The sequence below is a fragment of the Microbispora sp. NPDC049125 genome (assembly GCF_040802045.1).
GTDB lineage: Bacteria > Actinomycetota > Actinomycetes > Streptosporangiales > Streptosporangiaceae > Microbispora.
Map to the genome: position 1 here is coordinate 80,869 of NZ_JBEZDW010000018.1, position 21,892 is coordinate 102,760.

Annotated in this window: 20 protein-coding genes; 14 read left to right on the top strand and 6 right to left on the bottom strand. The window is 71.9% G+C overall.

The features are described 5' to 3' along the window. Positions 1-86: 86 nt before the first annotated feature. Positions 87-734, bottom strand: a complete 648-nt coding sequence (locus AB0B72_RS21755; protein WP_367740691.1) for a tetratricopeptide repeat protein — start codon at positions 732-734, stop codon at positions 87-89. After that, a complete protein-coding gene (locus AB0B72_RS21760; protein WP_367740692.1) occupies positions 731-1,384 on the bottom strand; it encodes a GntR family transcriptional regulator in 654 nt (217 codons plus the stop codon). Before AB0B72_RS21760 ends, AB0B72_RS21755 begins: the two co-directional genes overlap by 4 nt. A 116-nt stretch (positions 1,385-1,500) precedes the next feature. Between AB0B72_RS21760 and AB0B72_RS21765 the strand changes: the two genes are divergently transcribed. From AB0B72_RS21765 to AB0B72_RS21775, 3 genes are all read left to right on the top strand, one after another. Beyond that, positions 1,501-2,505 carry a heme A synthase gene (locus tag AB0B72_RS21765; protein ID WP_367740693.1) on the top strand — a complete coding sequence of 335 codons (1,005 nt, stop codon included), beginning with the start codon at positions 1,501-1,503 and terminating at the stop codon, positions 2,503-2,505. Positions 2,506-2,545: 40 nt separating this feature from the next. Next, a complete protein-coding gene (locus tag AB0B72_RS21770; protein WP_367740694.1) occupies positions 2,546-3,211 on the top strand; it encodes a vancomycin high temperature exclusion protein in 666 nt (221 codons plus the stop codon). Between the two features lie 178 nt (positions 3,212-3,389). Then, complete coding sequence (locus tag AB0B72_RS21775) at positions 3,390-4,478, top strand: lytic polysaccharide monooxygenase (protein WP_367740695.1); 1,089 nt, start codon at positions 3,390-3,392, stop codon at positions 4,476-4,478. A 37-nt stretch (positions 4,479-4,515) separates the two neighbouring features. On the opposite strand, the gene AB0B72_RS21780 is transcribed toward AB0B72_RS21775, so the two are convergent. Both AB0B72_RS21780 and AB0B72_RS21785 read right to left on the bottom strand, forming a co-directional pair. After that, positions 4,516-5,802 carry a PrsW family intramembrane metalloprotease gene (locus tag AB0B72_RS21780; protein WP_367740696.1) on the bottom strand — a complete coding sequence of 429 codons (1,287 nt, stop codon included), beginning with the start codon at positions 5,800-5,802 and terminating at the stop codon, positions 4,516-4,518. 87 nt (positions 5,803-5,889) lie between these two features. Further along, positions 5,890-6,816, bottom strand: coding sequence for a heme o synthase (locus AB0B72_RS21785; RefSeq protein ID WP_367740748.1), 927 nt, complete (start codon positions 6,814-6,816; stop codon positions 5,890-5,892). A 266-nt stretch (positions 6,817-7,082) separates the two neighbouring features. Here AB0B72_RS21785 and tkt point away from each other — a divergent pair, with 266 nt between their 5' ends. From tkt to AB0B72_RS21835, 10 genes are all read left to right on the top strand, one after another. Then, positions 7,083-9,185 (top strand): transketolase, encoded by a 2,103-nt coding sequence (gene tkt / locus AB0B72_RS21790; RefSeq protein ID WP_367740697.1) that lies wholly within the window; start codon positions 7,083-7,085, stop codon positions 9,183-9,185. A gap of 10 nt (positions 9,186-9,195) precedes the next feature. Next, positions 9,196-10,299: a transaldolase gene (gene tal, locus AB0B72_RS21795; protein ID WP_367740698.1), complete on the top strand. Its 1,104-nt coding sequence runs from the start codon at positions 9,196-9,198 to the stop codon at positions 10,297-10,299. 5 nt (positions 10,300-10,304) lie between these two features. Next, positions 10,305-11,930, top strand: coding sequence for a glucose-6-phosphate isomerase (locus tag AB0B72_RS21800; protein ID WP_367740699.1), 1,626 nt, complete (start codon positions 10,305-10,307; stop codon positions 11,928-11,930). A 46-nt stretch (positions 11,931-11,976) separates the two neighbouring features. Beyond that, positions 11,977-13,698 carry a glucose-6-phosphate dehydrogenase gene (gene zwf / locus AB0B72_RS21805; protein ID WP_367740700.1) on the top strand — a complete coding sequence of 574 codons (1,722 nt, stop codon included), beginning with the start codon at positions 11,977-11,979 and terminating at the stop codon, positions 13,696-13,698. Beyond that, positions 13,695-13,817 carry a hypothetical protein gene (locus AB0B72_RS21810; protein WP_367740701.1) on the top strand — a complete coding sequence of 41 codons (123 nt, stop codon included), beginning with the start codon at positions 13,695-13,697 and terminating at the stop codon, positions 13,815-13,817. Before zwf ends, AB0B72_RS21810 begins: the two co-directional genes overlap by 4 nt. Further along, positions 13,814-14,737 carry a glucose-6-phosphate dehydrogenase assembly protein OpcA gene (locus tag AB0B72_RS21815; protein ID WP_367740702.1) on the top strand — a complete coding sequence of 308 codons (924 nt, stop codon included), beginning with the start codon at positions 13,814-13,816 and terminating at the stop codon, positions 14,735-14,737. Before AB0B72_RS21810 ends, AB0B72_RS21815 begins: the two co-directional genes overlap by 4 nt. Further along, on the top strand, positions 14,734-15,510 hold the full coding sequence (pgl, locus tag AB0B72_RS21820) for a 6-phosphogluconolactonase (protein ID WP_367740703.1): 777 nt from the start codon (positions 14,734-14,736) through the stop codon (positions 15,508-15,510). Before AB0B72_RS21815 ends, pgl begins: the two co-directional genes overlap by 4 nt. Positions 15,511-15,667: 157 nt before the next feature. Then, the gene (locus AB0B72_RS21825; RefSeq protein ID WP_367740704.1) at positions 15,668-15,952 is read left to right on the top strand and encodes a hypothetical protein; all 285 of its coding nucleotides are present in this window, start codon (positions 15,668-15,670) and stop codon (positions 15,950-15,952) included. Between the two features lie 304 nt (positions 15,953-16,256). Next, positions 16,257-17,249 (top strand): metallophosphoesterase, encoded by a 993-nt coding sequence (locus AB0B72_RS21830; protein ID WP_367740705.1) that lies wholly within the window; start codon positions 16,257-16,259, stop codon positions 17,247-17,249. Positions 17,250-17,289: 40 nt separating this feature from the next. Beyond that, entirely contained in the window at positions 17,290-17,835 is a 546-nt protein-coding gene (locus AB0B72_RS21835; RefSeq protein ID WP_367740706.1) for a hypothetical protein, read from the top strand. Between the two features lie 259 nt (positions 17,836-18,094). Here the strand turns inward: AB0B72_RS21835 and AB0B72_RS21840 are convergent, their stop codons facing one another. Together AB0B72_RS21840 and AB0B72_RS21845 are read right to left on the bottom strand one after the other, a co-directional pair. Further along, a complete protein-coding gene (locus AB0B72_RS21840) occupies positions 18,095-19,009 on the bottom strand; it encodes a hypothetical protein (RefSeq protein WP_367740707.1) in 915 nt (304 codons plus the stop codon). Between the two features lie 118 nt (positions 19,010-19,127). Continuing rightward, a complete protein-coding gene (locus AB0B72_RS21845; protein WP_367740708.1) occupies positions 19,128-20,291 on the bottom strand; it encodes an N-acetyltransferase family protein in 1,164 nt (387 codons plus the stop codon). A 195-nt stretch (positions 20,292-20,486) separates the two neighbouring features. On the opposite strand from AB0B72_RS21845, the gene AB0B72_RS21850 reads away from it, so the two are divergent. Continuing rightward, complete coding sequence (locus tag AB0B72_RS21850; protein ID WP_367740709.1) at positions 20,487-21,884, top strand: NAD(P)/FAD-dependent oxidoreductase; 1,398 nt, start codon at positions 20,487-20,489, stop codon at positions 21,882-21,884. Positions 21,885-21,892 lie beyond the last annotated feature (8 nt).

Genomic DNA, 21,892 nt, shown 5'->3' on the forward strand with positions numbered 1-21,892 from the left:
GCCGCCCGCCGCCGGGCACGCCGCGCGGCAGCAAGGAGGCCCGTGCCGGGCGGCGCCCACAATTGTGCCCGCGCGCCGGGCGGCGCCTACAGCTGTGCGCGCGCCTCCTCGACCGAGCGCATGACGCCGTGAGCTCCGTTCGCCTCGGCGATGGCGCCCGCCTCCTCGATCAGCGCGAGGGCCTGGTCACGCTCGCCCCGGCCGGCGGCGATGTACGCCAGGCCGATCAGGTTCGCGGCGACGCCGGGCATGAACCCGATCTCCCGGCGGAGCCGCACCGACTCCTCCAGCCGTTCGCGCGCCGCGTCCAGCCGCCCCGCGAAGTGCTCCGCGATGCCCAGGTGCCGCAGCGCGTACGACATCGTCAGCTTGTCGCCCACCTGGGCGGCGAGCTCGCGGGAGCGCTCGAGAAGGGGAACGGCCGACTCGGCGTCGTTCCGGACGACCTGGTGGAAGACACCGATCCAGAACAACGACTCCGCCTCGCCCCGCACGTCGCCGAGCCTGCGGTAGACATCAGCCGCGCGCTGGAACAGCTCCTGCTCCGCCGGGTCCTCGCCCCGCCCGTCGAGGAACCGCCCGTGCAGGATCCGGCCACGGGCCAGGGCCAGATCGGCCTCGACCGCGTCCAGGTCCGGATCGGCGGCGTCCAGGGCGCCGGCGTCGCCGGCGAAGACGAAGCGTTCGTAGAGCATCCGGGCACGTTCGATCCGGTCTTCCGCGTTCGTCGTCATCCCGGTCCTCCATGGCCGCGGGCGGCTTCCAAGTGGTCGTTCATGATGCGCCCGGCGGCGTCCGCGTCTCCGGCGGCCACGGCTTCGAGGAGGTCCAGATGCCGGCGGGCCGCGCCGGCGAGGTCCGGGCCCGGGCCGTGCAGCCGCGCGCGGCCGCGCAGGTCGCGCACGACCTCCACCAGCCGCCCGTTGCCCGCCATGCCCAGCATCGCCAGATGGAACCGCAGGTCGGCGCTGACGTAGGCGAGCGTGTCGCCCCGCCGGGCGGCCGAGACGATCTCCTCGGCCAGCGGCCGCAGCGCCTCGACGTCGACGCGGCCCTCCCGGGCCAGCCGGACCACCGTCGGCACCTCGATCAGCCGCCGGATCTCGAAGATCTCGTCGAGGTCGCGCCGGGACACCTCCACCACGCGGAAGCCCTTGTTGCGCACCGCCTCGACCAGCCCTTCCTTGGCCAGGTCGAGCATGGCCTCCCTGACGGGAGTGGCCGACACGCCGAAGCGGGCGGCCAGCGCGGGGGCCGAGTAGAGGGTCCCGGGACGCATCTCCCCCGCCACAAGCGCGTTGCGCAGGGCCTGCGCCACCCGCTCCCGCAGGCTCTGGCGCTCACCCGCCGCCGCCGGGCCGAGGCCCTCAGGTCGCGTGCCCATCACCCTCCTCCGGCCCCCGCCCGTGCTGAGATCGTACCGTTCCCCACGGACAAACGATCTCCAGGCGGCCGGGGCCGCAGAGGGGGGCACCCCCCTCGCCACCTACGATTGATGCCGTGAACCGCCTCGCCGACCGCCTGACGGCCTCCGCCTTCCACCGCTTGCTCTGGTTCCCCACGGGGGAGACCGTGCGGCGCTGGGCGCTGGCGGCCGTCGTCGTCAACGCCGGGATCGCCGTGACCGGCGCCGCCGTCCGCCTCACCGGCTCCGGGCTCGGCTGCCCGACCTGGCCCAGGTGCACGCCGGACAGCTTCGTGCCGGCCGCCCACGACGAGCACTCCTCGGTGAACATGGCCATCGAGTTCGGCAACCGGCTGCTGACGTTCCTCGTGCTCGCCGTCGCCGTGGCCTGCGTGGTGGCCGCCGTACGGCTCGGGCGGAGCAAAGGCGAGCGGGGCAGGCCGGTCCTCGTGCGGCTGGCCGCGCTCCAGCCGATCGGCGTCCTCGTCCAGGCCCTGTGGGGCGGGCTCGTCGTCAGGACCTTGCTCAACCCGGTCACCGTCAGCGTGCACTTCTTCCTGTCGATCGGGATGATCGCCGCGTCGTACGCTCTGTTCGCCCGCGCGGGCGAGGGCGACGAGCCGGTCACGCCGCTGGTCCGCCGGGACATCCGCGCGCTCGGGTTCGCGCTGGCCGCCGCCGTCGTGGTCCTGGTCGTCGCCGGTGTGGTGGTCACCGGCACCGGGCCGCACTCGGGGGACGAGGCGGCCTCCCGGTTCGGCTTCGACATCGAGAGCGTGGTGCGGCTGCACACCGACGTCGCGTACGTCGTGGTGGGGCTCACGTTCGCCCTGATGTTCGCGCTGCGCGTGACGGACGCGCCCGGCCGGGCCATGCGGGCCGCGCTGGCGCTGCTGGGAGTCGAGCTGGCCCAGGGCGTGATCGGGTACGTGCAGTACTTCCTTGCCGTCCCCGCCCTGCTCGTCGGCGTGCACGTGCTGGGCGCCACGCTCGTGTGGATCGCCACGCTCCGCGTGGTGTTCCTGCTGCGCTCGCGGGGGCCCGCCGGCTCCGCCGCGGCCCCGGACGATCTGGCCGGGCTCCGCCACGCGGTCGTCTGACCGCCGGGGCGCCCGGATGAAGCCGTGGCGATGGTCCCGCGTGGACCGGCGGAGGGGGTTCCAGGCCCTGATCGCCCTGAGCGTGCTGCCACTGGCCCCCATGACCTGGGCGTGGCTGTCCAGCGGCGCGCACCGCGTGATCGCTGAGCCGCGGACCCCATGGATGGCGTCGGTGCCCTCGATGCCCGCCGCGCTCGTGCTCGGGGCGGGCGTGCGGGGCCGGACGCCGACCCCCATGCTGCGCGCCCGGCTCGACCTCGGCGCCTCGCTCTACCGGGCTGGGAAGGTGCGCGCTCTGCTGGTGTCCGGCGACAACAGCCGCGCAGGGTACGACGAGCCGTCGGTGATGCGCGACTACCTGCTGGCCAAGGGCATACCGGCCGGCAAGATCGTGCTCGACTACGCCGGTTTCGACACCTGGGACTCCTGCGTACGGGCCAGGGAGATCTTCGGCGCCTCCCGGCTCGTCGTCGTCACCCAGGTCTTCCATCTCCCCCGGGCAGTGACGCTGTGCCGGGCGGCCGGGATCGACGCCTTCGGCGTCGGCGACGACTCCAGCCGTGACTGGCCCCTGGAGAGCGCCGAGTACGCCGCCAGGGAGATCCCGGCGGCGGCCAAGGCGCTGCTGGACGGCGTCGTGCTGCGCTCCCGTCCCCGGTTCCTCGGCCCCCGCGAGCGCGGCCTGGACCGGGCGCTCGCCCCCTGACCCCCTGCTCCCCGGGCCGCGAAACTTTCATCGGCCGTCCCGGCGTGAGCTGGGCGAAGCCAGCCGTGACCGCCGTCTCCTGACACCCGTGCTGGCCCGTCGGCAGCCGGGAAGTTAGGGTCCCGGGCAACACGGCGGCACGAGCGCGCGCGGCGTGCCCGATCATGAGGAGTCCCCTGTGAGATCGAGGCGCAAGATCGCCGTCCTCACCGCGGTCACGGTCGTGCTCACCGGCCTCGTCGCGGTCCTGTTCCAGCAGTCGGCCAGCGCGCACGGGGCCCTGCAGGCGCCCGCGAGCCGCACCTACGCGTGCTACGTCGACGGCCTGACCGGCGGGCAGATCATTCCCAACAACCCGGCGTGCAAGCAGGCCGTCGCCGACGGCGGCACGCAGCCGCTCTACGACTGGTACGGCGTGCTCCGCTCGGACGGCGCCGGCCGCACCAGAGGCTTCATCCCCGACGGGAAGCTGTGCAGCGGCGGCTTCGCCAAGTACGCGGCGTACGACGCGCCGCGCACCGACTGGCCGACCACCACCCTGCGGGCGAACGCGACCTACGACTTCGTCTACGGGGCGTGGGTGCCGCATCCGGGCGGTTTCAAGCTCTACGTCACCAAGGACGGCTACGACCCCACCAAACCGCTGACCTGGGCCGACATGGAGGACCAGCCGTTCCTCACGGCCGACCCCGAGCCCGCGGTGAGCAACGGCGCCTACCGCTTCTCCGGCAAGCTGCCCAACAAGACCGGCCGGCACGTCATCTACGCGGTCTGGTACCGCTCCGACAGCCAGGAGACCTTCTACGGCTGCTCGGACGTGAACTTCACCGGCGGCACCGGGACGCCGTCCCCCAGCCCCTCCCCCAGCCCGTCCCCCAGCCCCTCCCCCAGCCCGTCCCCCAGCCCCTCCCCCAGTCCCTCGGCCAGCCCGTCAGTCAGCCCGTCGCCGAACACCAGCCCCGGGACGGCGTCCTGCACGGCCGCGGTGAGGGTGACCAACGCCTGGTCGGGCGGCTTCCAGGCCGAGGTGACCATCAAGAACACCGGGACGACGCCGATCAACAACTGGTACGTCCAGTGGATGATGAACCCGCTGGGCACCACGATCATTCAGGCGTGGAACGGCACGCACATGCAGAGCGGGCCGTCCGCGATGATGCACGCGCCGTCGTGGGCCACGACCCTCGCCCCCGGAGCCTCCGCCACCGCCGGTTTCCTCGGCAACTCGCCGAGCACTCCCACCTTCACCGACATCTCCTGCGGCTGACGGGAGCAGCGCGGCGCCGGGCCGCCGGGACGTCCCCTCATCCGCCGCCGGGCGGCGGTCCCCAGAGGGGATGCCCCGGCCCCGGCGCCGAGCCGTACGGCGGCTGCCCCTGCCCGGGGGCACCCGGCCAGCGGCCCGGCGGCGGGGCGCCCGGCGCGTACCCGGGCGGGGGCGTTCCACGTGCCGCGCTGGCCTGGTGGCGCTCCGGCACCGGGAACGACATCCGCGCGTAGGCCATCAGGTCGGCGAGCGACCGCTGGGTCGTCAGGAACGCCTGCTCGTCGATCTGCCCCCGGGCCGCGCGGGCGTGCAGCAGGCCCAGCTCGGTCGAGGCGAGCTGGTAGTCGCTCATCGCCCGGGCGCCACGGCGGCCGCCGTGGGCCTTGGCCCAGGCGCGGGCCTGCCTCCTGCCGCGCAGCGACGACAGCATGAAGATGTCCGCCGGGTTCACCAGGCCGTTGCGCTCGTACGGCGGCAGGTAGCGCTGGATCAGGCCGACGATGCGCTTCCTGTCCCTGAAGACGACCACCAGCTCGACCACGAGCAGCGTCATCAGGATGAGATATGCCACAGCCAGCCCGCCGAGGCCGCCGAACGAGGCGAAGCCGTTCCACAGGCCGTGCAGGGTCATCGCCGCGATCCAGCCGATGATGATCGCGAAGATCCCGGCGGCGCCGCGGCGCTGCGCGGCGTACGCGACGGCGATGCCGATCATCGAGGTGAACAGCGGGTGGGCGAACGGCGACAGCACCGCGCGCAGCACGAGCGTGGCGGCCAGGACCTGCGGGCCGTTCTCCCCCAGCGCGGCGATGTAGTAGCTCACGTTCTCCGACATCGCGAAGCCGAGGCCGACCATGCTGGCGTAGATGATGCCGTCGGTCGGCCCGTCGAGCTCGTGGCGGCGGAACCACAGCAGCCCCAGCAGCACCAGCCCCTTCACGGTCTCCTCGACCGGGGGCGCGCCGAACGTGGCGACGAGGTTGCGCGCGCTGGTCTCGTCGCCGAGCTGGTGGGCGACGTAGACGAGGTTGAGCGAGTTGAGGACGCCCGCGACCAGGACGGCGATCCCGGCTCCCCAGGCGAAGGCGAAGACGAGGTTGGTGCGCGGCTCCGGCTCCATGCGGTCGAGCGCGAGCACCCCGGCCAGCAGCAGCGGCACGGGGGCGACGGCCAGACCCAGCGCGATGAAGAAGTGGACCGGGTCGCCGTTCAGGATGTCGAAGGAGAAAGACACCAGGGCGCAGATCCCCGCCACGACCAGGCCGATGATGAGCCCGACCGACGGGCGCTCCCTCAGGACTGCGCGCGGATCGAGGCTCGCCACCCCGTGACTGTAACCGAACGTGCCCGTCCGGTCTCCGTCCGGTCCCCCGAGAGATCCCATCCCTGAAAGATCCCAGAAAGCGGGCGATCAGACCAGGAGGGAGTCGATCGCGACCGCGAGGAACAGCAGGGCCAGGTAGACGTTCGACCAGTGGAAGAACCGCATGGGGCGCAGGTCGACGCCGGTCTTGCCGGAGCCGACCCGGGCCAGCAGGCCGTGGGCCTCCAGCAGGCAGACGGCCCCGAGCACCAGGGCGGCCACCGGGTAGAACAGCGACGTGTGGGCGACCGGCCACAGCAGCAGCGAGCAGAGCACCGTCGCCCAGGTGTAGGCGACGACCTGCCTCACCACCCGGCTCTCGGTGGCCACCACCGGGAGCATGGGCACCTCCGCCGCGGCGTAGTCCTCGCGGTAGCGCATCGCCAGCGTCCACGTGTGCGGCGGCGTCCAGAAGAACACGACGCCGAACAGGACGACCGGGGCCCAGGAGACGCTGCCGGTGATCCCCGCCCAGCCGATCAGCACCGGCATGCAGCCGGCGATGCCGCCCCACACGATGTTCTGCGACGTGCGCCGCTTGAGCACGAGCGAGTAGACGAAGACGTAGAACAGGATGGCCGCCAGCGACAGCGCCGCCGCCAGCACGTTGACCGTCAGGGCCAGCCCGAGCGTGGACAGCACGCCGAGCACGATGCCGAACACCAGCGCGCCCCGGGGCGAGACCTCGTGCTTGGCGAGCGGCCGTCGCCGCGTGCGCCGCATGGTCGCGTCGATGTCCCGGTCGATGTAGCAGTTCAGCACGTTCGCGCTGCCGGCGGACAGGGTCCCGAAGACCATCGTCGCGATCGCCGTCCACAGGTCGGGCAGCCCGCGCGCCGCCAGGAACATGACCGGCAGCGTGGTGATCAGCAGCAGCTCGATGATCCGGGGCTTGGTGAGCGCCACGTAGGCCTTCACGAGCGCTCCCGGGGACCGGGAGGCCGTGGCCGATGCGGCGGTCCCGGCGGGGGCCACCGTGTGCTTGTTCGTCAGGACCGTCAAGGCGCTTCCAACACGTGCGGGGTCAACGCGTAACCTCTGAATAGGGCGGATCTACGGGCCGCTACCGGCAGTTGCGAAATCACTGTAGTCGGCATGGCGGGCGGTCCAGGAATCGGGGCCGGACGTGGCCGGTTGTGGCCGAAGCGCCTACCAAACGGTATCGGGGTCAACCCGTTAGGGTCCGATGTGGGCGGGCAATGCCAGAATCGGCGCGAGAAAACTAGAGGAGAACGAGCATTTTGAGCAGCGAAAGCCTTGAGTGGAGTGACCTCGACCGGCGGTCGGTCGACGTCGTACGAGCCCTGGCGATGGACGCCGTCGAGAAGGCGGGGTCGGGTCACCCCGGCACCGCGATGAGCCTCGCGCCCGCCGCCTATCTTCTCTTCCAGCGGGTCCTTCGACATGACCCCTCTGACGCCAAGTGGGCGGGGCGAGACAGGTTCGTCCTGTCGTGCGGCCATTCGAGCCTGACGCTCTACATCCAGCTCTACCTGTCCGGCTACGGCCTGACCCTCGACGACCTGAAGTCGCTGCGCCAGTGGGGCAGCCTGACGCCGGGCCACCCCGAGTACGGCCACACGATCGGCGTGGAGACCACCACCGGGCCGCTCGGCCAGGGCCTGGGCAACGCCGTCGGCATGGCCATGGCCGCCCGCCGGGAGCGCGGCCTGTTCGACCCGGACGCCGAGCAGGGCGCCTCGCCGTTCGACCACATGATCTGGTGCTTCGCCTCCGAGGGGGACATCGAGGAGGGCATCAGCCACGAGGTCAGCGCGCTCGCCGCCCACCAGAAGCTCGGCAACCTGGCCGTCGTCTTCGACTCCAACCACATCTCGATCGAGGACGACACCCAGATCGCCCTGTCGGAGGACATCGCCAAGCGGTACGAGGCGTACGGCTGGCACGTCCTGGAGGTCGACTGGACCGCGACCGGCGAGTACAAGGAGGACGTCCAGGCGCTGTACGACGCGCTTGAGGCGGCCCGCGCCGAGACCGACCGCCCGACGTTCATCAAGCTGCGCACGATCATCGCCTGGCCTGCGCCCAACAAGCAGAACACGGGCAAGGCCCACGGCTCGGCGCTGGGCGCCGAGGAGGTCGCGGCGACCAAGCGGATCTTGGGCCTGGACCCGGACAAGTCCTTCCAGGTGCCCGAGGAGGTCCTGTCGCACTCCCGCGACGTGGTCCGCCGCGGCAAGGAGGCGCGCGCCGAATGGGACGAGCGGTACCGGAGCTGGCGTGAGGCGAACCCGGAGCGCGCCGAGCTGTTCGACCGGATCTCCCAGCGCAAACTCCCGGACAGCTGGGACAAGGCGCTGCCGTCCTTCGAGGCCGGCGCCTCGATGGCCACCCGCAAGGCCTCCAGTGAGGTGCTGAACGCGCTGGCGCCGGTCCTGCCCGAGCTGTGGGGCGGCTCCGCCGACCTCGCGGAGTCGAACAACACCACCATGAAGGGCGAGCCGTCCTTCATCCCGGACGAGTACCAGACCAAGGAGTTCCCCGGGAACAAGTACGGCAGGACGCTGCACTTCGGCATCCGCGAGCACGGCATGGGCGCGATCCTCAACGGCATCGCGCTGCACGACGGCACCCGCCCGTACGGCGGCACGTTCCTGGTCTTCAGCGACTACATGCGGCCCTCGGTGCGGCTCGCCGCGCTGATGAAGCTGCCGGTGACCTACGTCTGGACGCACGACTCGGTGGGCCTCGGCGAGGACGGCCCGACGCACCAGCCGATCGAGCACCTGTGGGCGCTGCGCGCGATCCCCGGGCTTGACGTCGTCCGCCCGGCCGACGCCAACGAGACCTCGGCGGCCTGGAAGGCCGTCCTGGAGCACAACGACCGCCCGGCGGGCCTGGCGCTCAGCCGGCAGAACCTGCCGGTCCTCGAGGGCACCGGCGACCCCGACAAGGTGGCGCGGGGCGGCTACGTCCTGCGTGAGGCGTCCAACGGCCAGCCGGAGGTCGTCCTCATCGGCACCGGCAGCGAGGTGCAGATCGCCGTCGAGGCACGCGACCTACTGGAGGCGCAGGGCATCCCGACCCAGGTGGTCTCGATGCCGTGCGTCGAGTGGTTCACCGCCCAGGAGCCGGCGTACAAGCAGACCGTTCTCCCCCCCGCGGTCCGCGCCCGCGTCGCCGTCGAGGCGGGAATCAGCATGGGCTGGCGGGAGTTCGTGGGAGACGTCGGGGAGGTGCTGGGCCTGGAGCACTTCGGGGCCTCCGCGCCGTACAAGACCATCTATGAGCAGTTCGGCCTCACCGCCGACCGCGTCGTGGCCGCCGCCAAGGCCAGCCTGGCCCGGGCGGGCGCCGACAAGGGCGAGACGACCGGAAACTGAGGGACGAAGCATGACTGAGAATCTGAAGCGCCTGACCGAGGCCGGAGTCTCCATCTGGCTCGACGACATCAGCCGGGAGCGCCTGCGCACCGGCAACCTCGGCGCCCTCGTGCGGGAGAAGGCCGTGACGGGCGTCACCTCCAACCCGACGATCTTCGCCTCGGCGCTGGCCAAGGGCGACGCGTACGACGCGCAGATCCACGACCTCGCCGTCCGCGGCGTCACGGTCGAGGAGGCGGTGCGGGCGATCACGACGTTCGACATCCGCTGGGCCGCCGACGTGCTGCGCCCGGTCTTCGACGCCACCCACGGCGTCGACGGCCGTGTCTCCATCGAGGTCGACCCCCGCCTGGCCAGGAACACCGAGGCGACGATCGCCGAGGCCCGGGCCCTGTGGTGGCTGGTCGACCGGCCCAACACGCACATCAAGATCCCGGCGACCGTCGAGGGTCTCGGCGCGATCACCCAGGCGATCTCCGAGGGCATCAGCGTCAACGTCACGCTGATCTTCTCGCTGGAGCGCTACCGCCAGGTGCTCGAGGCGTGGCTGACCGGCCTGGAGCGGGCGCAGGCGGCCGGGCTGAACCTGGCCACGATCGAGTCGGTCGCGTCGTTCTTCGTCAGCCGGGTGGACAGCGAGATCGACGCCCGTCTCGACAAGATCGGCACCCCGGAGGCCGCGGAGCTCAAGGGCCGCGCCGCCGTGGCCAACGCCCGCCTGGCGTACGCCGCGTTCGAGGAGATCGTGAACTCGCCGCGCTGGCAGACGCTGCGCGCCGCCGGGGCGCACCCGCAGCGTCCGCTGTGGGCGTCCACCGGCGTCAAGAACCCGGACTACCCCGACACGCTGTACGTCGAGCAGCTCGTCACCTCGGGGATCGTCAACACGATGCCCGAGAAGACCCTCGACGCCACGGCCGACCACGCCCGGATCTCCGGGGACACGATCCGCCCCTTCTACCAGCAGGCGTGGGACGTCATGGCCTCGCTCAAGGAGGCCGGCATCGACTACGACGACGTCGTGCGGGTCCTGGAGGAGGAGGGCGTCGAGAAGTTCGAGGCGTCCTGGAACGAGCTGCTGGCGACCGTCGACGGCGAGCTGCGGAAGGCCTGAGTCAGATGACTGTTGAGGTGACCCTCGGCGACGAGGTGGAGGCCGTCGAGGCGGTCAGGGACAAGCTCGTGGCCGAGGGGGTGCCCGCGGCGCTCGCCGCGGGGGATCCGGCGCTGTGGGGGCCGGCGGCGCAGCAGGAGGCCGCGATCCGGCTCGGCTGGCTGGGCCTTCCGCTGAGCAGCAGGGAGCTGCTTCCCGAGATCGTCCAGCTGGTGGAGCGGGGCCGCGCCGAGGGCCTGGACCACGTGGTCCTGGCCGGGATGGGCGGCTCCTCGCTCGCCCCGGAGGTGATCTGCGCCACCGAGGACGTCCCGCTGACCGTCCTCGACACCACCGACCCCCACCAGGTGCGGCGCGCGCTCGGCGACCGGCTCGACCGCACGCTCCTCGTGGTGGCGAGCAAGAGCGGCGGGACGGTAGAGACCGACAGCCACCGGCGGATCTACGAGAAGGCCTTCAGGGACGCGGGCATCGACCCGGCGGACCGGATCGTGGTCGTGACCGACCCCGGTTCGCCGCTGGAGCAGTCGGCCATCGAGGCCGGCTACCCGGTCGTCCTGGCCGACCCCAACGTCGGAGGCCGCTACAGCGCGCTCAGCGCGTTCGGGCTGGTGCCCAGCGCCCTCGCCGGGGCGGACGTGCGCAGGCTGCTCGACCAGGCCGACGCGGTGCGTCCGCTCCTCGCGCAGGACGAGGGCAACCCCGGGCTCGACCTGGGCGCCCTGCTGGGCGCGCAGGCCCTGCACGGCCGCGACAAGCTGATCCTTCGCGACGGCATGTCCGACATCACGGGGCTGCCCGACTGGATCGAGCAGCTCATCGCCGAGTCCACCGGCAAGGAGGGCAAGGGGATCCTGCCGGTGGTCGGCGCCGAGGCGGCCGAGGCCGGGGACCAGTTCCTGGTGAGCATCGGTCCGGACGGCGGCACCACCGTCGACGGCCCGCTCGGCGCGCAGTTCCTCGTCTGGGAGTACGCGACGGCGGTCGCCGGCCGCGTCCTCGGGATCAACCCCTTCGACCAGCCCAACGTGGCGGAGTCGAAGGAGAACACCACGAGGATCCTCCAGGAGGCCGGGGACGGCCCGCTGCCCACCGGCACTCCGCTGCTCACGGACGGCCCGGTCGAGGTCTACGGCGACGTGCCCGGTGACCCGAAGAACCTGGCCGACGTGCTCACCTGGGTGCTGCGGGCGATCCCGGATCGCGGCTACCTCGCGATCATGGCGTACCTCGACCGGGAGGCGGCGTTCGACGCGGCCACCGTGGGGGACGCCTCGTTCGAGGAGATGACCGACACCTGGGCCGGCGCCGACGTCGCCACGCTGCGCGCGCTGCTCGACTACCGGACCGACCACGCCGTCACCTTCGGGTGGGGCCCGCGGTTCCTCCACTCGACCGGGCAGTACCACAAGGGCGGCCCGGAGGCCGGGGTGTTCCTCCAGATCACCGGCGCCGTCACCGACGACATCGAGGTGCCGGGCCGGCCGTACACGCTGGGCAGGCTCCAGCTCGCCCAGGCGCTCGGCGACCTGGGGGCGCTGGCCTCGCGGGGAAGGCCGGCCGTCCGTCTGCATCTCACCGACAGGGTCGCCGGGGTCAGGCACCTGCTCTCCGTGGCGGAGGAGCTCTGACCATGCGATGCGCTACTGGCACAGGACCCGTCGGCAGGGAGGGAACATGACCGAGCCCCAAATCCCGCAGACACAGGTCCAGGAGACACAGGTCCAGGAGACACAGGCCGCGGAGGCGCCCGTTCCGGAGGCACCGGCTCCGGAGGCGCAGGAGGCGCCGGTCCCCGAGGTCGGCGCGCCGGTGGCGACGGCCGCGGCCGTGCAGGCCGCCGTGCAGGCGGCCATCACCGGGACGACCGCCCTGAACGTCGAGGCCAACCCGCTGCGCGACCCCCGGGACAGGCGGCTGCCCCGGGTGGCCGGGCCGTGCGTGCTCGTGCTGTTCGGCGTCACCGGGGACCTCGCCAAGCGGAAGCTGCTGCCGGCCATCTACGACCTGGGGAACCGGGGGCTGCTGCCGCCGGGCTTCTCCCTGGTGGGCTTCGCCCGCCGCGACTGGGCGCACGAGGACTTCGCCCAGGTCACGTACGAGGCGGTCAAGGAGCACGCGCGGACGCCGTTCCGCGAGGAGGTGTGGAAGCAGCTCAGCGAGGGCATCCACTTCTGCCCCGGCGAGTTCCACGACGACGGCGCCTTCGACGTGCTGTCGATGATGCTCAAGGAGATCGACGAGACCCGGGGAACGGGCGGCAACTACGCCTTCTACCTGTCGGTGCCGCCGAAGTTCTTCCCGACCGTGGTCGAGCAGCTCAAGCGGACCGACCTGGCCAAGGCCCCTGAGGGCGCGTGGCGCCGGGTGGTGATCGAGAAGCCGTTCGGGCACGACCTCAAGAGCGCGCGCGAGCTGAACGAGATCACCAGCGCGGTGTTCCCGGAGAAGTCGGTCTTCCGCATCGACCACTACCTGGGCAAGGAGACCGTCCAGAACATCCTGGCCCTGCGGTTCGCCAACACGCTGTACGAGCCGATCTGGAACCGGGGCTACGTCGACCACATCCAGATCACCATGGCCGAGGACATCGGCATCGGCGGCCGGGCGGGCTACTACGACGGCATCGGCGCGGCCCGCGACGTGATCCAGAACCACCTGCTCCAGCTGCTGGCGCTGGTCGCCATGGAGGACCCCACGTCCTTCGACGCCGACTCGCTGCGCCGGGAGAAGGAGAAGGTGCTGCGGGCGGTGCAGCTCCCGGCCGACCTGGCCACGGGCACGGCCCGCGGGCAGTACGCCAAGGGCTGGCAGGGCGGCGAGCCCGTCGTCGGCTACCTGGAGGAGCAGGGCATCTCGCCGGACTCCATAACGGAGACCTACGCCGCCCTGCGCCTGGAGGTGGCCAACCGCCGCTGGGCGGGGGTGCCGTTCTACCTGCGTACAGGCAAGCGGCTCAGCAGGCGGATGACGGAGGTCGCCGTCGTCTTCCAGCGGGCCCCGCACCTGCCGTTCAGCAAGGACGACACCGAGATCCTCGGCCACAACGCCCTGGTGATCCGGGTCCAGCCGGACGAGGGCATCACGGTGCGCTTCGGCTCCAAGGTGCCGGGCACGGCGATGGAGGTCAGGGACGTCAACATGGACTTCGCCTACGGCGAGTCGTTCATGGAGTCCTCCCCCGAGGCGTACGAGCGGCTGCTCCTCGACGTGCTCATCGGCGACCCGCCGCTGTTCCCGCACCAGCGGGAGGTGGAGCTGTCGTGGACGATCCTCGACCCGGTCGAGGAGTTCTGGGCGAGCAACGGCCAGCCGGAGGGGTACGAGTCCGGGACGTGGGGTCCCGCCTCCGCCGACGCCATGCTGGCCAGGGACGGGCGCGCCTGGAGGCGGCTGTGACCGGCCCGGCCACCGGCAAGGGTGCCGGCACGATGATCGGCAGGGTGATCGGCAGGGTGATCGGCGCGGCTGCCGACACGGCGATCGGCACGGCGCCAAGCGAGCGGAGAACCGGGTGACCACCTTCAACCTGACCGAGACGACCGCGTCGAAGATCTCTTCGACGCTCACGCGGCTGCGCCACCAGATCGGCGCGCCCGCGGTCGGCATGGTGCTGACGCTGGTGACGGTCGTCGACGAGGCCGGCCAGTACGACGCCCTGCGCGCGGCCACCGACGCGGCGCGCGAGCATCCCTCACGCATCCTCGTGGTGATCAACCGCGATCCGGCCGAGCCGAACCGTCTCGACGCGGAGATCCGCGTCGGCGAGTCGGCCCCGGGCGAGGTCGTGCTGCTGCGCCTGTACGGCGAGCTGACCGAGCACGCCGACTCGGTGATCACGCCGCTGCTGCTCACCGACACACCGGTCGTGGCCTGGTGGCCGGGCGACTGCCCGGGCTTCCCGGCCAAGAACGCCATAGGGGGGCTGGCGGGCCGCCGCATCACCGACGCGCGGGCGTCCAAGGACGCGGTGGCGGCGATCAGCGAACGCGCCGAGGCGTACGTCCCCGGGGACACCGACCTGGCCTGGACCCGGCTCACGCCGTGGCGCAGCCTCCTCGCCGCCGCCTTCGACCAGCCCATCGGGAAGGTCGAGCACGGGGTGGTCGAGGCGGCCACGGGGAACCCCAGCGCGCCGCTGCTGGCGGCGTGGCTGTCGGACCGGCTCGGCGCGCCCGTCGAGGTGCGGGACTCCTCCGGTCCCGGCATCACCGGCGTACGGCTCACCCTGGGCGAGGGGGGCGAGATGACGGTCAGCAGGTCCGACGCCCGCCTGGCCACGCTGTCGCGTCCCGGCCAGCCGGATCGGCGGGTCGCGCTGGCCCGCAGGCCCACCTCCGAGCTGCTCGCCGAGGAGCTGCGCAGGCTGGACCCCGACGACGTCTACGCGTCGACGATCCGGCACCTCGCCGCGCTGACGCGGGGGGATCAGGGGTGAGCGTCCCGACCGTCCTCGTCCACCGCGACACCGAGGTGCTCGCCCAGGCGGTGGCGGCCCGCCTCATCACCCGGCTGGTCGACACCCAGGCCGCGCGGGGCTCGGCGCATCTGGTGCTGACCGGCGGGACGATCGGCATCGCGACGCTCGCGGCGCTCGCCGGGACGGCCGCGCACGACGCGATCGACTGGCACGCGCTCGACATCTGGTGGGGTGACGAGCGGTTCCTGCCGACCGGCCATCCCGAGCGCAACGAGACCGGGGCCCGCGAGGCATTGCTCGACCGGGTGGACGTGGACCCGTCCAGGATCCACCCCATGCCGAGCACCGACGCGGGCCTGACGGCGGAGGAGGCGGCGGAGGCGTACGCCGCCGAGCTGGCCAAGGCCGCCAGGCCGGAGGACCACGGGCCGGTGCCGTCGTTCGACGTGCTGCTGCTCGGGATGGGCCCCGACGGCCACGTCGCGTCGCTGTTCCCCGGCCAGCCGGGGGTCTACGAGGAGGAGCGGCCGGTCGTCGCCGTGCACGGCTCCCCCAAGCCGCCGCCGACCCGGATCTCGCTGACGTTCCCCGCCCTGCGGGCCGCCCGTGAGGTCTGGATCGTCGCGGCGGGCGAGGAGAAGGCGCAGGCCGTGCACCTCGCCCTCTCCGGCGCCGGGCCCTTCCAGGTGCCGGCGGCCGGGGCCCGTGGGCGGCAGGGCACGCTTTTCCTGCTCGACCGCGCCGCCGCCGCGAAGATCCCGCCGTCCCTCGGCAGGATCGCCTCCCCCTGACCCGTACGCCATCCTCCCGGCGGCCTCCTCATCCCGGTGGCCGCCGGGATGAGCGCCCTTCAGCAGCCCGTCGAGCCGAATCCCGTGACCGAAGCGACACACTTCCACTACACTCGGTGACATGCCCCCCGTGCGCGCGACTGCTTACACTCAGGACATGAGCGACGACGCCTTCGAGGTTCCGCTGAGCGAGGCTGACGGCCATCTTCCCGACGTCATCACCGCTGCCGCACGGCGTCACACGATCGCCTATTTGACCGATCGAGGCCGCCGCGTCGCCGCCATCGTGCCAGCCGAAGACGCCTGGTACTGGACACCTGGATGGCAGTCCGCCGAGGCCGAAGCCGACGCTGACGTCCGGGAGGGGCGAACCCGTGCCTTCGACAGCCTGGACGACCTATTCGCCGAGATAGACACCGTCCGCGGAGACACTCCGCAGTGAGGTACGACCGTACCGCGTCCTTTCTCCGAGACGCGTCACGGCTTCCTCATGAGCACTACGCACTCTTCAGGGAAGCCGTCTTCAAGCATCTCCTCCCCGCCATCGAGCAGGGGGCACACACCGGTCAGGCGCCTTGGCCCGCACGGCTGCGCATTCACAAGCTCACTGACACGGACATCTATTCGCTGACGTGGAACTTCACGTCGCCCGACGGTCGCGTCACGTTCCGGTTCACGACCTCCCGAGACGGCGAGCCGACCCTGCAGTGGCGCCGTGTCGGTGATCATTCGATCTACGACCGCCCTTGAGACCGGTCTGTGACGCCCGGCTCGGCGGGGCACCCCTGTCCTCAACGGGAGGCGCGGCGCCGGAGCGGCGGACGGTCACGATCCTCCATCTGTCCGACACCCAGTTCGGCGCCCACCACGGCTTCGGCGCCGACGGGGCGGCAGACCTGGACCGCGCGCACGCCTCGCTGGCCGCGCGGCTGCTGACCGATCTGGCCTTGCTGCGCGAGGACCGTGGAGCGGCGCCCGACCTGATCGTCGCGTCCGGGGACCTCGCCGAGTGGGCGCGCCGTCAGGAGTTCGACCAAGTACACGACTTCCTCGCGGAGCTGGCGGAAGGGCTGGGCCTCACCCGGCAACGGGTGGTCATCGTCCCCGGCAACCATGACGTCAACTGGAAGAAGTGTGAGGCGTACTTCCTCAACTGCCAGGCGGACGAAATCGAGCCCATCCCGCCGTGTTGGCCGAAGTGGGAACCGTATTTCGCCATGTTCAGCCGGTTCTACGCCGACGTCCCGGGGATCACCTTCGCCCCGGACGAGCCGTGGACGCTGGTCGAGATCCCCGAGCTGAAGACGGTCGTCGCCGGGCTGAACTCGACCCTCGCGGAGAGCCACCGGGATGAGGAGCACTACGGCTACTGCGGGGAGCGTCAGCTTCTCGCGTTCGCCCGACGGCTGTCCGCCTACGAACAGGACGGCTGGCTGCGCATCGGGGCCGTCCACCACAACCCAGTCATCAGCGACGAGAAGGACGACGCGTTCCTGATGGACAGGCTCGCGTTCGGAGAGATCCTCGCGCCCCGCCTGCAACGGCTGCTGCCCGGGCACACCCATCACAGCCGGATGGACAGCTTCGGCGCCGACGGGCTTCCGGTGCTCTGCGCCGGCAGCGTGGGCGTACCGCAGGTGGCGCGGCTCAGGGTGGGAAGCAGGTCATACGGCCACCGACCATGGGTGGCTCGCCGCCTCTGTCTTCTCCTGATCTATGGGATCGGCCTGGCGATATAGCGTACGGTAATCGACCGTGGACAGCAGGTCATGTGCGTACATGGACGAGTCCATGCGCATTGGCGCGGGCCTTTACATTCTTAGTGCGGTCATGGTGCCGGAAGCGGCCACAGAGGGCTATCGAAACGCCTTGAGAGAACTGCTTCTCACCAAGCAGCACCGCCTCCACTGGCGTGACGAAGGCGCACAGCGCCGCATCGAGATCACGCATGCAATAGCCGCCCTCGGGGCGACATCGTTTACGGTCGTCGGTACCGGGCTCCACTCCGCCAAACAGCGACGAGCCCGCCGGAAGTGCATGGAGCGGCTCTTCTGGCATCTTGCACAGCGCAGCGTCGTCCGGGCCGTCATGGAAGGACGTGGCGCAGTCGGTAACAGGGAAGACCTCGACATGGTCAACGCCCTGCGTGCTCACAACGCCATGCCGGAGGACATGCACGTCGACTGGGTTGATCCCGGAGGTGAAGAGCTTCTCTGGCTGCCTGATGCCATTGCGGGCATAATCGCCCTCGCCGAGATCGGCGACGCCACGTTCAGGACCATCCTGGTAGGCGACCATCGGATCGAACGCCTGCACTGCGACTGATGCAGGACTGGTTCAGACAGCGCGAAGCCCGGGGTCCTGTCAATTCCGGCAGTAAACCCGGGCTCACTTCCTCTCCCCCTCACAGGGGGCGGCGATCTCAATAGTACTCAAGGACAGCCGCTAGCGCCAGGTGGCATGGTGGTTACAATGCGTGTCTCCGCGCTGCCGAGAATCCACCGGTAGCTCGGTACTTTCCGATCATTCGATCTCTGACCGACCCTGAAAGGTGGCCTGGCGCGCCAGCTCCACCGCTGGAGGCTCATGGGTCCTCGGCACGCCGGGCCGACTCGGCTTGCTCGGCGCGGAGGCGGGCGGAGCGCGCGGCCCGGGCGGCGGCGGCCTCCTCGCGCTTCGCGACGTCGAGCCGGTGCCCGGCGGCGTCCAGCTTCTCCTTGGCCCTGGCCAGCTTCTCCGCCAACTCGGCGGCCTTCCGGCCGCGCCGCTCATGCTCGCGGCCGGCCTCCGCCAGCTCGGCCTCCCAGTCCGCGTGGCTACGCTCGGCCTCTCCCGCGGCGCGCCGGGCTTCCGCCAGCTCCCGATCGAGCTCCCTGACGCGGCGTTCGCGCTCCGCTTCCCGGCGCTCGCGTGCTGCGGCCTCTCGCTCCGCCTCGCTCCCGGGGCGCTTGCCCGCCTCCTCCGGCGCGGAAGGCGGCCGGGCCTTGGCGGGCCCTCGCTGCCCAGGCGCGGGCCGTACGACCGGGGCGGGGGCGAAGCCGCTGTAGCTGAGCCCGCGCACGAGCCGTCCCTCGCGCACCCGCGCGGCGGCGGCGTCATCGACCACGGCGGCGTCCAGAGTCTGCTCCAGCTCCATGTCCGCCGTCCCGGCGAGCGGCTGCCCGGCCGACTCGGCGTCCTGCCTGACCACCCGGGCGAGGCGGGCGATGGCCGCCGACCGCTCCCGGCCGAGCGCGGCCAGCGCGTCGGCGTCCTGGCTCCGCCACGCCTCGCGCAGGCGCCTGCCCACGTCGAGAAGCTCCTCCAGCTCCTGCGGACGGCGACGGGACGCCTGGTTGACCGCCCAGGCGACGACCGTCGGCCTGCGCAGCGCGCGGACGCCGCGGGCCAGCTCCGCGTCCCCCGCGGCCCTGGCCTCCTTCGCGAGGGCGTCCCTGGCCGTGGTGAACTCGCCGGGCACCAGGCCGTAGAGCCGGTCGGCCGCCTCATCGAGGTCCACAGACCACCTGTACCCGCCCGCGGGGTCCCCGTCCACCCCGCGCCGTGCCGGAGTGGAGATCCATCCTGGTCCGGTGCCCTGAGCCGCCACGGGACCAGGATGGATCACCGGTGACGGGTCAGCTCGGGGAAGCCGACGCCATCACACCCACCGCGATGCGCGCCTCCATCACACCGGGATCCTCGGTGTGGGCCAGCGTGGCGCCGAGCGAGCTCAGCAGCCTGCGCATGCGCGTGTTGTCGAAGAGCATGGTCGCCCGCACCTCCGCGAAGCCCAGGTCCCGCGCCTGCCGCATGAGCGTGCGGGCCAGGGCGGAGCCGAGCCCCCGGCCCTGCCAGCGGTCCTCGACGAGGAAGGCGATCTCCGCGATGCCCGGGTCGGCGGTGAAGATCAGGGACGCGACGGCCACGACCTGGCCGTCGGTGCACGCCACGAACGACTGGCCCCGGCTGCGGTCGCACATGCGGTCGAACACCCGCGGCGGCAGCGTCGGGTTGGCGGTGAAGTAGCGGAACCTGCGGGTCTCCGGGGAGCAGCGCTCATGCAGATCGCGCAGCGCCTCCCGGTAGAGCGGGGTCAGCGGCCGCACCAGGACCTCGGCCCCGTCGGCCAGCCGTACCGGCCCCTCGGACGCGGAGGCGTCGGCGGGCGGCTGAGCCAGCCGTACCATCGCGGCGGCGCGGGCCGCCTCGGTCAGCGTGAACGGCAGGCCGGTGCGGCGGAGCCGGATGGACCGCCGGGGCGCGACGGGAACGACCAGCAGCGTGGGATCGGGCAGCTCCACCGGGGCCTTCCCGGCACCGGCCGTCCGATTGGCCTTCCCGCCAGCCGTCCCACCGGCAGCCTCGGTCGTGGCCTCACTGGCGGCCACGGTCGCGACAGGCTCGGTGGCGGCGGGCTCGGAGCGGGGCCTGGGCGGGACGGCGCCGTACACCCACCGGGCGTCGTCGGCCCTCAGCAGCTCGGCGAGGATCTCGGGGAGCCGCCACGGCGCGGAGCGCAGGCGGGCGGCGAGCAGCAGCGTGCGGGTGGGCTCGTCGGTCAGCTCGTGCGCGGTGGCGGGAACGATCCGCACGCGCCGCCCCCCGGCCGCCTCCAGAGCCTCCCGTACGGCGTCCGGGGACGCAGGGATGTCGGTGACGAACTCGTCGACGGTGCCGTCGGTGTCGGGTTGCACGGACAGGCCGAGGATGTTGCCGCCCTGCTCGGCGAGGGCCGCCGCGAGAGACGCCAGCCGCCCGGGCCGCTCGTCCACCGTCGTCCTGATCCGGAAGAACCCCATCGGACCCGCTCCCTCCGTTGCGTCGGCCTTCAGCTTGGCTGAGCGCTGTTACACCTTTGCTACATAGGAGTGAGGTGACCGTTTCCATTGGCTATGGCACGTTACTACTACTGTTATCCGCATGATTGCGTCGATCTACCGACGAGTTCCGTCGCCGGACGTCGGTGAAGGCACGGATATAGCAGGATGTGCTCCATGAGCGCTCCCCTCTCGCCGGACTTCGTCAACGGCGAAGTGTCCTTCTGGTACCGATCCCTCGGAGTTCCCGCCCCCGCCGCGCCTCTGGACGGCCATCTGACGGCCGACGTGGCGATCGTCGGCGCCGGATACACCGGCCTGTGGACCGCCTACTACCTGAAGAAGACGCGGCCGTCGCTGCGCGTCGTGATGCTGGAGAAGGAGTTCGCCGGGTTCGGCGCGTCCGGCCGCAACGGCGGCTGGCTGACCGGGGCGCTCGCCGGCTCACCCGACCGCTATGCCCGCACCCACGGCACCGACGCCGCCCGCCGCTTCCAGCGGGCGATGTTCTCGGCCATCGACGAGGTGATCCGGGTCGCGGCGGAGGAAGGCATCGAGGCCGACATCGTGAAGGGCGGCCTGTTCACGGTCGCGCGCGGCCCGGCCCAAGCCGCCCGCCTGCGCGACGAGCTCGCCGACCAGCGGGAGTGGGGCTGGACGGAGGAGGACGTGCGGCTGCTCTCCCCGGCCGAGATGGACTCCCGGCTGAGGGTGGCGGAAGCGCTCAGCGCCACCTGGAGCCCGCACTGCGCGCGCATCCAGCCGGCCAAGCTCGTCCGCGGCCTCGCCGAGGCCGTACGCCGGCTCGGAGTGGAGATCTACGAGCGGACGCCGGTCACCGAGATCGCCCCCGGGCGGGCCGTCACGCCGCACGGCACGGTGACCGCGGCGCACGTGCTGCGCTGCACGGAGGGGTTCACCGCGACCATCCCCGGGCACCACCGCGACTGGCTGCCGATGAACAGCTCCATGATCGTGACCGAGCCGCTGCCGGCCGGCGTGTGGGCCGCGATCGGCTGGGAGGGCCGCGAACTGCTCGGCGACATGGCGCACTACTACATGTACGCCCAGCGGACCGCCGACGACCGCATCGCGTTCGGCGGACGGGGCAAGCCGTACCTCTTCGGGTCCCGGATCGACGAGCGCGGCCACACGCACACGTGGACGGTCGACGCGCTGTGGGACCTGCTCACCGCGTTCTTCCCCGCCGTGGCGAGCTCCCGGGTGGCCCACGCCTGGTCAGGAGTGCTGGGGGTGCCGCGCGACTGGTGCTCCACCGTCCACGTCGACCAGGCCACCGGCATCGGCTGGGCCGGCGGCTACACCGGCCACGGCGTGACGACGACCAACCTCGCCGCGCGGACGCTGTGCGACCTCGTCCTTGGCCGCGACAGCGAGCTGACCGCCCTGCCCTGGGTGGACCGGCGGGTCCGCGCCTGGGAGCCCGAGCCGCTACGGTGGCTCGGCGTCCACTCGATGTACCGCCTCTACCGGATGGCCGACGCCCGCGAGAGCAAGGGCATGACCCGCACCTCGGCGCTCGCGAGGATCGCCGACATGATCACCGGCCACTGACCGTGGAA

Coding starts and splice junctions, on each gene's coding strand:
- AB0B72_RS21850 (WP_367740709.1), top strand. CDS start 20,487: ATGAGCGCTCCCCTCTCGCCGGACTTCGTCAACGGCGAAGTGTCCTTC.
- zwf (WP_367740700.1), top strand. CDS start 11,977: ATGACCGAGCCCCAAATCCCGCAGACACAGGTCCAGGAGACACAGGTC.
- AB0B72_RS21825 (WP_367740704.1), top strand. CDS start 15,668: ATGAGCGACGACGCCTTCGAGGTTCCGCTGAGCGAGGCTGACGGCCAT.
- tal (WP_367740698.1), top strand. CDS start 9,196: ATGACTGAGAATCTGAAGCGCCTGACCGAGGCCGGAGTCTCCATCTGG.
- AB0B72_RS21835 (WP_367740706.1), top strand. CDS start 17,290: ATGGACGAGTCCATGCGCATTGGCGCGGGCCTTTACATTCTTAGTGCG.
- AB0B72_RS21800 (WP_367740699.1), top strand. CDS start 10,305: ATGACTGTTGAGGTGACCCTCGGCGACGAGGTGGAGGCCGTCGAGGCG.
- AB0B72_RS21760 (WP_367740692.1), bottom strand. CDS start 1,384: ATGGGCACGCGACCTGAGGGCCTCGGCCCGGCGGCGGCGGGTGAGCGC.
- AB0B72_RS21845 (WP_367740708.1), bottom strand. CDS start 20,291: ATGGGGTTCTTCCGGATCAGGACGACGGTGGACGAGCGGCCCGGGCGG.
- AB0B72_RS21755 (WP_367740691.1), bottom strand. CDS start 734: ATGACGACGAACGCGGAAGACCGGATCGAACGTGCCCGGATGCTCTAC.